Below are 12,982 nucleotides of genomic sequence, written 5' to 3'. Positions count from 1 at the left end.
GACCAATGGCCAACCTGTCAGTGATGTGTCCGAACAGGTGTCAGCCATGTCTCCGGACTAAACACTCCGCGGGGCATCCAGTACGCCGCGGCGGATGCGGTGAGAGCGTGACTTCCAACGCAGGCCTCTGGAATACTGGATCGCCCGCCTTCGCGGGCGATGACACTGAGTGGTGTCAAAAATCCTTCAGCAGCCGCTCGATGTAATCGAGCTCGATCTGCGGACGCGAGCTGTCGCCGAGGCGGCGGCGGAGCTCTTCGAGGATGCGGCGAACGCGCTGGGCGTCGATCTCGCCCGGGATCTTGACGGTGTAGTCGTCGCTGAGATCGCGGCCGTGAAGCGGGCGCCCGAGCGGATCGGTCTGATTGCCGCCGCTCTGCTGACGGCCGGCCCGATTGCCGGGACCATCGCCCTGCCCGTCGCCATCGCCCTGCTGCATCGCTTCGGCCATCTTCTGCGCGCCCTTGCGCATCGCGTCGAGAGCCTTGCCCTGCGAATCCACGGCGCCATCGGCATTGCCCTCACCGAGCTTCGAGCCGGCATCGCCCATGGCACCGTCGGCGGCGTCGAGGCTGCCGTCATCATCGCCCTGGTCGCCGTCCTGATCGCCGCTTTGGCCCGGATCGCCCTGCTGGCCTTTCTGACCCTGCTGACCCTTCTGGCCTTTCTGTCCCTTCTGCGCGAGGCCGCGCTTGGCGAGCTCGTCCTGCAGCTTCTTCAGGCGGTCGCGCAGCGACTGCTGATCCTGCTGCAGGTCTGACATCGACTGCTCGCCCTGCTGCTTGCCGCGCGAACGGTCCCGCCGGGAATCCTGGCCCTGCTTGAAAGTCTTGTCGCGCAATTGCTGCTGCTTGCGGATCATGTCGCTGAGCTCGTTCAGCGCCTGCTCCATCTCGCTCTCACCGGATTGCCCGGGCTGCGCCATCTGGAGATTTTCCATGATCTGCGCGAGCTGCTCGAGCATGCGCTGGGCTGCTTCTTTATTGCCCTCGCGCGCCGCCTTCTCGATCTGCCGAAGCAGATCGTCCAGATCGCGCTGCGTGATGACGGAACGATCGCGATTGGAGGACTGGCTTCTTTCCGTGGCGCGCTTGTACTCCTCGAGCTTCTGAATGGCGTCGGACTGGTTGTTCAGGCTCTTCCCGGATTCCTTCTGCCTGAGGCTGTCGCCGGATTCCTGCATCGCCTTTTCCGCGCTGTCGAGCAGCGCATCGGGATCCTGATCCAGCTGAGCCGCGGCCGGCGAGACACCGGTCAACAGCATGGCGAGGCAGGCGATCGACATCGCCTTCAAGACTGGCACGGGTGCTAGCTTCCGCATTTCCGGTCCCGCGTAAACTGGTTGGTCCTGTCGTCCCCCGCCTTGTTGGCACGGTTGTTCGCCGACTTGCGATAGGCCTGAAGCTGCTCGCGCAAGACGTCCTGCTGCTGCGCCAGCTCGGCGAGCTGCTCGGGCGTCGCGTGCTGGGTCTTTTGTCGCAGCTCGACTGCCTTGTCGAGGATGAGCTGGACCTCCGCCGGGAACGGCTGCCGGGCGCCGAGCGGATTTTGCTCGGCGCGGCGGGCGAGATCGCGCACCTTGCCGGCCATGGCCTCACGCAGCTTCTGCGTCAGCACCCTGAGCTCGTCCTCGCTGGCACCGCGTTCCAGCGCGGCCTTGAGCGCATCCTGCGCCGAGCGCAGCGCGGCGTTGACGCTCCCGGCGACGCCGTCGTCCTCGATGGTCGTCGCGAAGGCCCACATGCTCGCCACCACGTTGCGCAGCGCATCGTCGGTGCGGGCGGCCTCGAGCTGGCTCGCCAGACTCCGGAGGCCGAGATAACAGCCGGCATCCGGCGTAAACAATTCGGGTGCGATCATCAGCGCGTCGAGGGCAGTGTAGACGTCGGAATTCCTGTTGGCGTCGAGCGCGAGGATGCGGCGCTGCTCGATCAACGCGCGCGCGAGCGAGTTGGTGAACAGACGCTCGGGCAAGCGCATGTTGAAGGGTTCGCTCCTGGCCTCGTTGCCGGCCTCGTCCTTGGCGGTGAGCGTCAGCGTGACGTCGGCGCCGGCATAGGGATCCTCGCTGAGGTCCTTCACGGTCTGGCCGACACCGTTGCGGGTGCGCGCGTTTGGCAGCACGAGCGGGAATTGCGGCGGCTGGAACAGCGGACGCGCCGCGGCCTTGCCGTCGGAATCCTTGCTACCATCCTTGGCGTCGGCGGGGCGCAGGGCAATGTGCGCATCCGCGCCGGTCACGCCGTAATCGTCCTCGATCTTGTAGGAGAGCTGGAGCCCGCCGCGCGCCTGGCGCTCGGGATCCTTGGCGAGCGCGATCGTCGGCGCGCGGTCCGGCGTGGCCGCAAACGCCCATTGCGGCTGGCCAGAGGGCGCGCGGACATGCGCGGTGCCATCTGCGGTGATGGTGAAATGCTTCTCGTTGGTGCCCTTGGGCGCGGCTTCCGCGGGAGCGACCTCCTTGAGGCCGCCGGAGACGACGACATCCAGGCTGCCGCCGGAGGAGCGCACGATCAGGGTCGAGCCGGCGGGAACGGCAAGCGGGCCGGCGGCGGGCAGCGCTGCGGCCTCCTTGTTGGCGGCCGACAGGATGACCGGCGGCTTGCCGGTGTAGAGCGGGGGAGTGACCCAGGCATCGACGCGAACATTCGCCGGCGCCAGCACGCCGTTCCAGTCGAAGGCGGCCCCGAGCCGCATCGCGCGCTCGTCGCCGGCGGCGAAGAAGGTCGCGACCAGCATCACCATGACCAGCGCGCGCAGCGCCCAGGGATCATGCAGCGCGAGCCGCGGATGCGGCAGGCCGGCGCGGATGCGCTTGAGCGAGGCCAGCGTACGCTCGCGCTGCGCCTGCCACAGCGCCTGTGCGACCGGGTCCTGCGAGGACAGCGTGTCCGTCAGCGTCGTGGCCGGGCGGTGACGGATGCCGGAGCCACGATCGAGCCGGCTGAGCGCCTCCTCGCGGCTCGGCCAGCGGAAGCGAATCAACGGAAAAAGGACGGCAATCGCGATGCCGGCGAAAACGACGAGACCGATGGCACGGGCAACGAACGGCAGCGCCAGCCAGAGGCCGGCCCAGGACACCACCAGGAACAGGCCGACGACGGTCAGAAGCCGCGCCAAATTCGGCCAGGCACGCTCCCACGCGATGGCATAAATGGCCCGATCGAGGGCCTGCGCCAGCTTCAGCCGCGACAGAGCATCGCTGTTGCGGATCGGGTCTGACGGGTCGGGGGTGACGCCGTTCAATCAACTCTCCAGGTTGCCCGGTAGAGAAGCCTATCACAACGGCAGCACTGAGGCATCCGTTCCGGTACGGGAGACACCCCTTTTCCCGCATAACACGAGGACGTGACTGGCCCGCTGCAACCCCGTAATTTCCGCGCCGCCCCGAGGGAGACGAGAGGAAACGCCATGGACAAGAAGATGCACGACAAGGGCCTGGAAGTCCGCAAAGCGGTGCTGGGCGAGGCCTATGTCAACAACGCCCTGAAGAACGTCGACGATTTCAACCGCCCGTTCCAGGAGATGCTGAACGAATATTGCTGGGGCACGGTGTGGGGCCGCGAGGAGCTGCCGCGCAAGACCCGCAGCATGCTCAACATCGCCATGATCGCGATCCTCAACCGCCAGCACGAATTTCGCGCGCATCTGAAGGGCGCGCTCACCAATGGCGTCAGCCGCGAGGAGATCCGCGAGATCCTGATGCAGGTCGCGATCTATGGCGGCATGCCCGCCGCAGTCGACAGCTTCCGCATCGCGCGCGAGGTGTTTGCGGAGATCGACGGCAAGGCGTGAGCTAAACTAACCGCTCTCAATTGTATTACTCCGTCATTGCGAGCGAAGCGAAGCAATCCAGAAATCCCTCCGCGGAAACATTCTGGATTGCCCCGTCGCTTCGCTCCTCGCAATGACGAGGAAGAGGAAACAACACCATGGACATCGGATTCATCGGGCTCGGAAACATGGGTTTCCCGATGGCGCGGCGGCTGATCGAGGCGGGACACAGGCTCGTCGTGTTCGACACGCGCAAGGAGGTGACGGGCAAGCTCGTAGCACTCGGCGCTAAGCCAGCGACATCGCCGAAGGACGTCGCCGATCAGGTCTCGACCGTGATGGCAAGCCTGCCCTCGCTGCAAGCCTCGCTCGAAGTCGCAACGGGAGCGAACGGCGTGATCGAGGGCAGCCGCGCAAAGCGCTTCATCGACCTCTCCACCGTCGGCTCGGCGATGGCCGTGAAGATTCACGACCTGCTCGCCAAGCGCAACATCGTGCAGATCGACTGCCCCGTCTCCGGCGGCGTCGGCGGTGCCGAGAAGGGCACGCTGGCGGTGATGGTCTCCGGACCGAGAGCGGAATTCGAGCTGCTCAAGCCCGCGCTCGACGTGATCGGAAAGGTGTTCTTCATCGGCGAGAAGCCCGGCGCGGCGCAGACCATGAAGCTCGCCAACAATTTCCTGTCGGCCACCGCGATCGTGGCGACGTCGGAAGCGGTCGTGATGGGCGTGAAAGCCGGGCTTGATCCCGCCGTCATGATCGACGTCATCAATGCCGGATCCGGCATGAACACCGCGAGCCGAGACAAGTTTCCGCGCGCCGTGCTGCCGCGCAGCTTCGATTTCGGCTTCGCCACGGGACTGATGGTGAAGGACGTGCGGCTGGCGCTGGAGGAGATGAAGCAGCTCGGCCTGTCGATGGAGGTCGCCGATGCGGTCGGGCGGTTGTGGGAGACCGTGATCAGCGCGGAAGGCGCCGAGTCCGATTTCACCGCGGCGATCAAGCCGATCGAGAAGAAGGCGGGGGTGGTGGTGGGCGAAAAAAAATAACGCCAAACCCGTAGCCCGGATGGAGCGCAGCGTAATCCGGGGTTGTTACGGCTCGGCGAGAACCCGGATTTCGCTGCGCTCCATCCGGGCTACGATCACTGCCTCACAGCCACGGCGCGGGCGTATCCATCGCGATCAGCTGCTCGACCTCGATGCGCGGGCGGACCACGGCGTACTGATCGTCCTTCACCAGCACCTCCGGCACCAGCGGGCGCGTGTTGTAGGTGCCGGCCTGCACCGCGCCGTAGGCACCCGCGGTCATGATGGCGATGAGATCGCCGGGCGCGGACGTCGGCAGCGTGCGGTCGAGCGCGAGATAGTCGCCGGTCTCGCAGACCGGGCCGACGACATCGGCCATGATGGTGGCGGCGCCCTTGGCGGGCTGCGTCACCGGCAGGATGTCGTGATGCGCCTCGTACAGCGTCGGGCGGATCAGGTCGTTCATGGCGGCGTCGATGATGACGAAATTCTTGCCGTCGCCGTGCTTCACATAGATCACCTTGGCGACCAGGATGCCGGCATTGCCGACGATCATGCGGCCCGGCTCGAACATCAGCGTGCAGCCGAGATTGTGGCTGACGCGCTTGACCATGGCGGCATAGGCCGCCGGCGCCGGCGGCGCCTCGCGGTCCATGTAATAGGGAATGCCGAGGCCGCCGCCGAAATCGACGTGGCTGATGTTGTGGCCGTCGGCGCGCAGCGTCTGCACGAATTCGGAGAGGATGCGGAAGGCGGTCTCCATGCCGGAGAGGTCGGTGATCTGGCTGCCGATATGGACGTCGGTGCCGGTTACCTCGATGCCCGGGAGTTTCGCAGCGCGGGCATAGACCTCTCGCGCATGCGCGATCGGGATGCCGAACTTGTTCTCGGACTTGCCGGTCGAGATCTTGGCGTGGGTGCCGGCATCGACATCGGGATTGACGCGCAGCGAGATGCGCGCGGTCTTGCCCGTCTCGGTCGCCAGGCGCGACAGCAGCTCGAGCTCGGGCTCGGATTCGACGTTGAGACAGAGGATGTCGGCGGCCAGCGCGGCGCGCAGCTCTTGTTCGGTCTTGCCGACGCCGGAGAACAGGATCTTGCTTGGCGGAATGCCGGCGGCCAGCGCGCGCTTCAACTCGCCGCCGGAGACCACGTCGGCGCCGGCGCCGAGCTTAGCCAGCGTGCGCAGCACCGACTGGTTGGAGTTCGCCTTCATGGCGTAGCAGACCAGCACCTTCTCGCCGGCGAAAGCCTCGGTGAAGACGCGGTAGTGCCGCTCCAGCGTCGCGGTCGAATAGCAATAGAACGGCGTGCCGACGGTTGCGGCCAGCTCGGACAAGTTCACCGCCTCGGCATGCAGCACGCCGTTGCGATAGTCGAAATGGTTCATGACGCAGGCTCGGTTGTCCCGGCTTATTTCTTGCCGGGAGGTTCGTCCAGGAGCGGATCGAGAATGAACGGTTTCTTCCTGCCCTTGGCCGCCGCGGGCGCGGCATCCGCACCGTAGGTGGGATTGAACACGCTCGGCGTCCTCTGGGCCTCAGTCTCGGTGTCGGTTGGCGCAGCACCGTTGGCCGTGGGCGCGTTGGCGGTCGGCGGCAAATCCAGCGGGCCCTTGCGGCCGCAGCCGGCAAGCGCAAGCGCCGCCAGGCTCAAGACAATGATGGCCCACCCCGAGCCGGCCGGGCGAAACTTTGACGTCACGACGAAATCCCCACTACGCGGGGCGCACCATACAGAGATTGGCGCGCTCTGGCGAGAGCCGGATGACCATGAAACATAAGCGAAATTTTGCCCCTCAGCCCAATTTTCGCTCTTTTTCCAGCCGCTTCGCCCAGGCCTTGGCCTGCGCCGCCACGTTCTTCGGCGCGGTGCCGCCAAAGCTGGTGCGGCTCTTCACCGACGATTCGACCGAGAGCACGCCGAGCACGTCCTTGGTGATCTTGGGCTCGATCGCCTGCATCTCCTTGAGCGGCAGCTCGTGCAGCGCGACGCCCCCCTCAGCGGCCTTGGCGACGATGCGGCCGGTGACGTGATGGGCGTCGCGGAACGGCATTTTCAGCGTCCGCACCAGCCAGTCGGCGAGATCAGTCGCGGTGGCATAGCCCTCGCCTGCAGCAAGCTTCATCTTGGCTTCATCAGGCACGAGGTCGCGGACCATGCCGGTCATGGCGCGGATCGCGAGCGACAGCGCGGCAAAGCCCTCCATGGCGCCCTGCTTGTCCTCCTGCATGTCCTTTTGATAGGCGAGCGGCAGGCCCTTCATCACGATCAACAGACCGTTGAGCGCGCCGATGACGCGGCCGGTCTTGGCGCGCACCAGTTCGGCGGCATCCGGGTTGCGCTTCTGCGGCATGATCGAGGAGCCCGTGGTGAACTTGTCGCTGAGCCGGATCATGCCGACCAGCGGCGAGGTCCAGATCACGATCTCCTCGGCAAAGCGCGACATGTGCACGGCGCAGATTGAGGCGGCCGACAGCGTCTCCAGCACGAAGTCGCGATCGGAGACGGCGTCGAGCGAGTTCGCCATGGGGCGGTCGAAGAGAAGCGCCTTCGCGGTGGCGTGACGATCGATCGGGAAAGAGGTGCCGGCCAGCGCGGCGGCGCCAAGCGGGGATTCATTGAGCCGCTTGCGCGCATCCTGGAAGCGGCCACGATCGCGCGCGGCCATCTCGACATAGGCGAGCAGATGATGGCCGAAGGTCACGGGTTGCGCGGTCTGCAGATGGGTGAAGCCGGGCATCACGGTTGCGGCATGCTCCAGCGCGCGATTGACCAGCGCGGCCTGGAACGCGGCGAGCGCGGCGTCGGTCTCGTCGAGGACATCACGGACATAGAGACGGAAATCGGTCGCGACCTGGTCGTTGCGCGAGCGCGCGGTGTGCAGGCGGCCGGCGGCGGGGCCGATCAGCTCGGACAGGCGGCTCTCGACATTCATATGGATGTCTTCGAGCGCGCGCTTGAACTCGAAGCCGCCCTTGCCGATCTCTGACAAAATCGTGTCTAGACCCTTGCCGATATTTTTCGCATCAGAGCCCGTGATGATGCCCTTCGCGGCAAGCATCGCAGCGTGGGCCTTGGACGCGGCAATGTCCTGGGCGAAGAGGTGACGATCGACGTCGATGGAGACGTTGATCTCTTCCATGATCTCGTCGGGACGTTCCGAGAACCGGCCGCCCCACATCTTGTTGCTCATGATCCCCTGCTCACGCCTTGATTTGCCGCACGTTTGCTGGCCGCCGCCAGCCGTATTAAGAGGCCCCTGATAGCCATATCTGCGACCGGATGACAAACGATATGCTCGACAAGACGCCCTCCGCCACGCGCCGGGTCCCCCTCGTCATCGCCACCGTGGCGGTCGGAGGGCTGGCCGGCTTCGCCGCGCTGTACGGACTGGGCCTGAGCCGGGCCCCATCAGGCGATCCGGCCTGCCGGGCGGCAGTGGCTACGGCGCAAAAAATAGCTCCACTGGCCCATGGCGAGGTGGCGGCGCTGACCATGGCGAGTGCGCCGCTGAAGCTGCCCGACCTCGCCTTCGAGGGTGCCGACGGCAAGCCGAAAAAACTGTCCGATTTCCGCGGCAAGACGCTGCTGGTGAACCTCTGGGCCACCTGGTGCGTGCCGTGCCGGAAGGAAATGCCGGCGCTGGACGAGCTCCAGGGCAAGCTGTCGGGCCCGAATTTCGAGGTGGTGGCGATCAATATCGACACCCGCGACCCGGAGAAGCCGAAAACCTTTCTGAAAGAGGCCAATCTGACCCGGCTCGGCTATTTCAGCGATCAGAAAGCCAAGGTTTTTCAGGATCTTAAGGCCATAGGCCGGGCGCTGGGCATGCCGACCTCGGTGCTGGTCGATCCGCAAGGCTGCGAGATTGCGACGATCGCGGGGCCGGCGGAATGGGCGAGCGAGGACGCGCTCAAGCTGATCCGGGCGGCGACGGGCAAGGCCGCCGCGGCGCTCTAGGGATTTTCAGGCGGTGACGTTGAGATTGCCGCCGACGCCGGCACCGACATTGGCCAGCGAAGGCTGCCCGGCACCCATCAGCGTCAGGACGGTGGATTTCTCCATATCCATGTTCTGCTTGGTCAGCGTCGCCGAGATATTCGACTGCAGCGCGCCTTGCTGAGCGGCCAGCATGGTGCTGACCATTGCCATCATGTCCATTACGCGAACCCTCTTACCGGCTGCAGCCTAGGCGCGAGGGGTTAATAGGACATGAATTGTCACGGATCTCGTAGGGTGGGTTAGTGCCGTAGGGTGGGCAAAGGCGCACTTGCGCCGTGCCCACCACCTCACCATGGTCGCAAAAAATGCGTGGGCACGCTTCGCTTTGCCCACCCTACGCCACCGTGAAATGGATCAGCGCGTCGGAACCGGCTTGGCGCCGCGGTAGTCGTAGAAGCCGCGCTGGGTCTTGCGGCCGAGCCAGCCGGCCTCGACGTATTTCACCAGCAGCGGGCACGGGCGGTACTTGGAATCGGCCAGCCCCTCATGCAGCACCTGCATGATGGAGAGGCAGGTATCGAGGCCGATGAAATCGGCCAGCTCCAGCGGGCCCATCGGATGGTGGGCGCCGAGCTTCATGGCCGCGTCGATCGCCTCGACATTGCCGACGCCTTCATACAGCGTATAGATCGCCTCGTTGATCATCGGCAGCAGGATGCGGTTGACGATGAAGGCCGGGAAATCCTCGGAGACCGCGACCTGCTTGCCGAGCTTGGCGACGAATTCCTTGGACGCCTCGAAGGTCTGGTCGTCGGTGGCGATGCCGCGGATCAGCTCCACCAGCTCCATCAGCGGCACCGGATTCATGAAGTGAATGCCGATGAAGCGCTCGGGCCGGTCGGTGGCGGCGGCAAGCCGGGTGATCGAGATCGAGGACGTATCGGAGGCGACGATCGCCTCGGGCTTCAACACGGCGCAGAGCTCGTGGAAGATCTTGCGCTTGACCTCTTCCTTCTCGACCGCGGTCTCGATCACGAGGTCGCAATCGGCGAGGTCGTCCAGCTTCTCGGCGGACGTGATGCGCGCCATCGCCTTGGCCTTGTCGTCCTCGGAGACCGCCTTCTTGGAGACCTGGCGCGCCAGATTACCGTTGATGGTGGCCATGCCCGACTTGAGGCGATCAACCGAAACGTCGTTGAGCACCACGTCGAAGCCGGCCAGCGCCGCAACATGCGCGATGCCGTTACCCATCTGACCCGCGCCGATCACGCCGACCTTCTTGATCACTGCCGCCATCTTGTCATCCACCGGAACGGCGCGACGAGCGCGCCTGCCTATCCCCCGAGCCGGGAGGTCTGATTTGATCAGAAGCTTGATTTAATCAGAACCCGGGCTCGAAACCTAGATTGGATCGCTTCCCCGGCGTGCCCCACGCCAAAGAAAACGCTTCAGAAATGAAACACCGGCCGGAGTTTATGCCTCCGGCCGGCGTTTTTGGCGTCTTTTACTTGCCGAGCTTGCCGAGTTCGGCCGTCAGCTCCGGAACCGCCTGGTAGAGATCGGCGACCAGGCCGTAATCCGCAACCTGGAAGATCGGCGCATCCTCATCCTTGTTGATCGCGACGATTACCTTGGAGTCCTTCATGCCGGCCAGATGCTGGATGGCGCCGGAAATGCCGACGGCGACATAGAGCTCGGGGGCCACGACCTTGCCGGTCTGGCCGACCTGCCAGTCGTTCGGCGCATAGCCGGCGTCGACCGCCGCACGCGAGGCACCGACACCGGCGCCGAGCTTGTCGGCGAGCGGCTCGATGTACTTGGCAAAATTCTCGCGGCTTTGCATGGCGCGGCCACCGGAGACGATGATCTTGGCCGAGGTCAGCTCGGGACGATCGCTCTTGGCGACCTCCTCGCCGATGAAGGACGACAGGGCCGGATCGGCCGCCGCCGCGACGGTCTCGACCGGCGCGCTGCCACCCTCGCCGGCTGCGGCGAAGGTCGAGGTCCGCACCGTGATGACCTTCTTGGCGTCCTTGGACTTCACCGTCTGGATGGCGTTGCCGGCATAGATCGGGCGCTCATAGGTGTCCGGGCCGACCACCTTGATGATCTCCGAGACCTGCATGACGTCGAGCAGGGCGGCGACGCGCGGCATCACGTTCTTGAAGCGCGAGGTCGCGGGCGCGACGATCGCATCGTAGCCGGAAGCCAGTGAAACGATCAGTGCGGCCAGCGGCTCGGCGAGATCGTGGGCGTAGAGCTCGCCGTCGGCGAGCAAGACCTTCTTGACGCCGGCAAGCTTGGCAGCAGCATCCGCCGCGGCCTTGGCGTTCTGGCCGGCAACGAGGACCTCGACGTCCGCGCCGAGCGCGGCGGCCGCGGTCAGGGCCTTGTTGGTCGCATCCTTGAGCGACGCATTGTCGTGTTCGGCAATCAGCAGCGTCGTCATCAGAGCACCCCGGCTTCGTTCTTGAGTTTCGACACCAGCTCGGCGACGTCCTTGACCTTGACGCCCGCCTTGCGGCCGGCCGGCTCCGTCGTCTTGACGACCTCGAGACGCGGAGCGACGTCGACGCCGTAGTCGGCGACGGTCTTGTCCGCGATCGGCTTCTTCTTGGCCTTCATGATGTTCGGCAGCGAGGCATAGCGCGGCTCGTTGAGACGCAGATCGGTGGTGACGATCGTCGGTCCCTTCAGCTTCACGGTCTGGAGACCGCCATCGACTTCGCGAGTGACCTTGAAGTCAGAACCTTCGACCTCGAGCTTCGAAGCGAAGGTTGCCTGCGACCAGCCGAGCAGCGCAGCCAGCATCTGGCCGGTCTGATTGCTGTCGTCGTCGATCGCCTGCTTGCCGAGAATGATCAGGCCGGGCTGCTCTTCTTCAGCAACCTTCTTCAGGATCTTGGCGACCGCGAGCGGCTCGACCGTGCCTTCGGCCTTCACCAGGATGCCGCGATCGGCGCCCATGGCAAGACCCGTGCGGATCGTCTCCGACGCCTGCGCAGGTCCAATGGAAACCACCACGACTTCGGTCGCCTTGCCGGCTTCCTTCAGGCGCAGCGCTTCCTCAACCGCGATTTCGTCGAACGGGTTCATCGACATCTTGACGTTGGCGAGTTCAACGCCCGATCCATCGCCCTTGACGCGGACCTTGACGTTGTAATCGACCACCCGCTTTACCGGCACTAAGACCTTCATCGATCCTCTTTCACTCAATTTGGGAGGGGGGTTATCAACTGGCGCGGAACCTAAAGGCCCGATCTGCCCCGGTCAACGCGCGAACGAGCCTAATTTTAGCCCTCTGAAATGCGAGAGCTCGATGGGTCAGCGGTTCTGGCCCGGAACCCAAAGCACGTCGCCGGCGCCATTCCCGTTGGCGGCTCGGCTGGCCACGAACAGGAAGTCCGACAGGCGGTTCATATATTGGATGCCAGCTGCGCTGACCTGCTCCCCGGGTCGGGCCGCCAGTTCCACGATCACCCGTTCCGCCCTGCGGCATATCGTGCGCGCCACATGGAGATAGGCAGCAGTCGGCGTGCCGCCGGGAAGCACGAAGGAGGTCAGCGGCGCGAGCTTGTCGTTGAGCGCATCGATGTCGCGCTCGAGCCGTTCGACCTGGCTCGCCACCACCCGCAGGCGCTCGGCTTTGCCGTCACGTTCCGGAACCGCAAGGTCGGCGCCGAGATCGAACAGATCGTTCTGGATGCGGCCCAGCATCGCGTCGAGCTCGGGGGCATCCTGGGTATGGAGCCGCACCACGCCTATCGCGGCATTGGTTTCGTCGACCGTGCCATAAGCCTCGATACGCAGATCGTATTTTGGGCGGCGCTCGCCCGAGCCGAGGGCCGTTGTGCCGTCGTCGCCGGTCTTCGTGTAGATGCGATTCAGTACGACCATGATTACCGCCCCATCGCCCAGACCGCGAGCATTGCGATGACGATCGCCACGAACTGAAGCAGCACGCGCCAGCGCATCAGCTTCTGCGAAATGTTGGGCGAGCCGCCGCGCATCATGTTGATGAGCCCGAGCAGCAGCACCAACGCCACGGCGCCGGCTGCCGCCGGCAGGATGAAAGTCGTCAGGAGAGATGCCATTGGGGGGTGATAACACCGAGCGCGCCGGTCCGCCATGGTGCCGCGGCAGCCTCCGGCGTCATTCCGGGGCGATGCGAAGCGTCGAGCCCGGAATCCATCGGGCCACCCCTACTGCGGCGAAATGGATTCCGGGCTCGCGCT

The 12,982-nt window shown here is 65.2% G+C and carries 14 protein-coding genes; 3 read left to right on the top strand and 11 right to left on the bottom strand.

Going from position 1 to position 12,982, the window contains the following annotated elements:
• Window positions 1–175 precede the first annotated feature (175 nt).
• Both RAD10_RS27205 and RAD10_RS27200 read right to left on the bottom strand, forming a co-directional pair.
• Complete coding sequence (locus tag RAD10_RS27205; protein ID WP_461619905.1) at window positions 176–1,321, bottom strand: DUF4175 family protein; 1,146 nt, start codon at window positions 1,319–1,321, stop codon at window positions 176–178.
• On the bottom strand, window positions 1,309–3,246 hold the full coding sequence (locus tag RAD10_RS27200) for a TIGR02302 family protein (protein WP_461619904.1): 1,938 nt from the start codon (window positions 3,244–3,246) through the stop codon (window positions 1,309–1,311). Before RAD10_RS27200 ends, RAD10_RS27205 begins: the two co-directional genes overlap by 13 nt.
• Before the next feature lie 165 nt (window positions 3,247–3,411).
• On the opposite strand from RAD10_RS27200, the gene RAD10_RS27195 reads away from it, so the two are divergent.
• Both RAD10_RS27195 and RAD10_RS27190 read left to right on the top strand, forming a co-directional pair.
• On the top strand, window positions 3,412–3,795 hold the full coding sequence (locus tag RAD10_RS27195; RefSeq protein WP_018316258.1) for a carboxymuconolactone decarboxylase family protein: 384 nt from the start codon (window positions 3,412–3,414) through the stop codon (window positions 3,793–3,795).
• 137 nt (window positions 3,796–3,932) lie between these two features.
• Window positions 3,933–4,823, top strand: a complete 891-nt coding sequence (locus tag RAD10_RS27190; protein WP_461619903.1) for an NAD(P)-dependent oxidoreductase — start codon at window positions 3,933–3,935, stop codon at window positions 4,821–4,823.
• A 103-nt stretch (window positions 4,824–4,926) separates the two neighbouring features.
• Here RAD10_RS27190 and lysA read toward each other — a convergent pair whose 3' ends face one another.
• From lysA to argH, 3 genes are all read right to left on the bottom strand, one after another.
• The gene (gene lysA, locus RAD10_RS27185) at window positions 4,927–6,192 is read right to left on the bottom strand and encodes a diaminopimelate decarboxylase (protein WP_461619902.1); all 1,266 of its coding nucleotides are present in this window, start codon (window positions 6,190–6,192) and stop codon (window positions 4,927–4,929) included.
• A 23-nt stretch (window positions 6,193–6,215) separates the two neighbouring features.
• Window positions 6,216–6,506, bottom strand: a complete 291-nt coding sequence (lptM, locus tag RAD10_RS27180) for an LPS translocon maturation chaperone LptM (protein WP_461619901.1) — start codon at window positions 6,504–6,506, stop codon at window positions 6,216–6,218.
• 94 nt (window positions 6,507–6,600) lie between these two features.
• Window positions 6,601–7,998 (bottom strand): argininosuccinate lyase, encoded by a 1,398-nt coding sequence (gene argH, locus RAD10_RS27175; protein ID WP_461619900.1) that lies wholly within the window; start codon window positions 7,996–7,998, stop codon window positions 6,601–6,603.
• 101 nt (window positions 7,999–8,099) lie between these two features.
• On the opposite strand from argH, the gene tlpA reads away from it, so the two are divergent.
• Window positions 8,100–8,765, top strand: coding sequence for a thiol:disulfide interchange protein TlpA (tlpA, locus tag RAD10_RS27170; protein WP_461619899.1), 666 nt, complete (start codon window positions 8,100–8,102; stop codon window positions 8,763–8,765).
• A 6-nt stretch (window positions 8,766–8,771) separates the two neighbouring features.
• Here tlpA and RAD10_RS27165 read toward each other — a convergent pair whose 3' ends face one another.
• The 6 genes from RAD10_RS27165 to RAD10_RS27140 form a co-directional block, all read right to left on the bottom strand.
• Window positions 8,772–8,966 (bottom strand): hypothetical protein, encoded by a 195-nt coding sequence (locus RAD10_RS27165; protein ID WP_091960250.1) that lies wholly within the window; start codon window positions 8,964–8,966, stop codon window positions 8,772–8,774.
• A 195-nt stretch (window positions 8,967–9,161) separates the two neighbouring features.
• Entirely contained in the window at window positions 9,162–10,043 is an 882-nt protein-coding gene (locus tag RAD10_RS27160) for a 3-hydroxybutyryl-CoA dehydrogenase (protein ID WP_026201637.1), read from the bottom strand.
• A 208-nt stretch (window positions 10,044–10,251) separates the two neighbouring features.
• Window positions 10,252–11,196: an electron transfer flavoprotein subunit alpha/FixB family protein gene (locus RAD10_RS27155; protein WP_461619898.1), complete on the bottom strand. Its 945-nt coding sequence runs from the start codon at window positions 11,194–11,196 to the stop codon at window positions 10,252–10,254.
• On the bottom strand, window positions 11,196–11,945 hold the full coding sequence (locus RAD10_RS27150; protein ID WP_018316267.1) for an electron transfer flavoprotein subunit beta/FixA family protein: 750 nt from the start codon (window positions 11,943–11,945) through the stop codon (window positions 11,196–11,198). Before RAD10_RS27150 ends, RAD10_RS27155 begins: the two co-directional genes overlap by 1 nt.
• Before the next feature lie 126 nt (window positions 11,946–12,071).
• Window positions 12,072–12,644, bottom strand: coding sequence for a cob(I)yrinic acid a,c-diamide adenosyltransferase (locus tag RAD10_RS27145; RefSeq protein ID WP_461619897.1), 573 nt, complete (start codon window positions 12,642–12,644; stop codon window positions 12,072–12,074).
• A gap of 2 nt (window positions 12,645–12,646) precedes the next feature.
• The gene (locus RAD10_RS27140; protein WP_091960239.1) at window positions 12,647–12,841 is read right to left on the bottom strand and encodes a twin transmembrane helix small protein; all 195 of its coding nucleotides are present in this window, start codon (window positions 12,839–12,841) and stop codon (window positions 12,647–12,649) included.
• Between the last annotated feature and the right edge of the window lie 141 nt (window positions 12,842–12,982).

This window comes from Bradyrhizobium sp. 23AC (assembly GCF_054863025.1).
The sequence above is the reverse complement of the archived record's forward strand: the minus strand, read 5'-3'. Positions and strand labels throughout refer to the sequence as shown.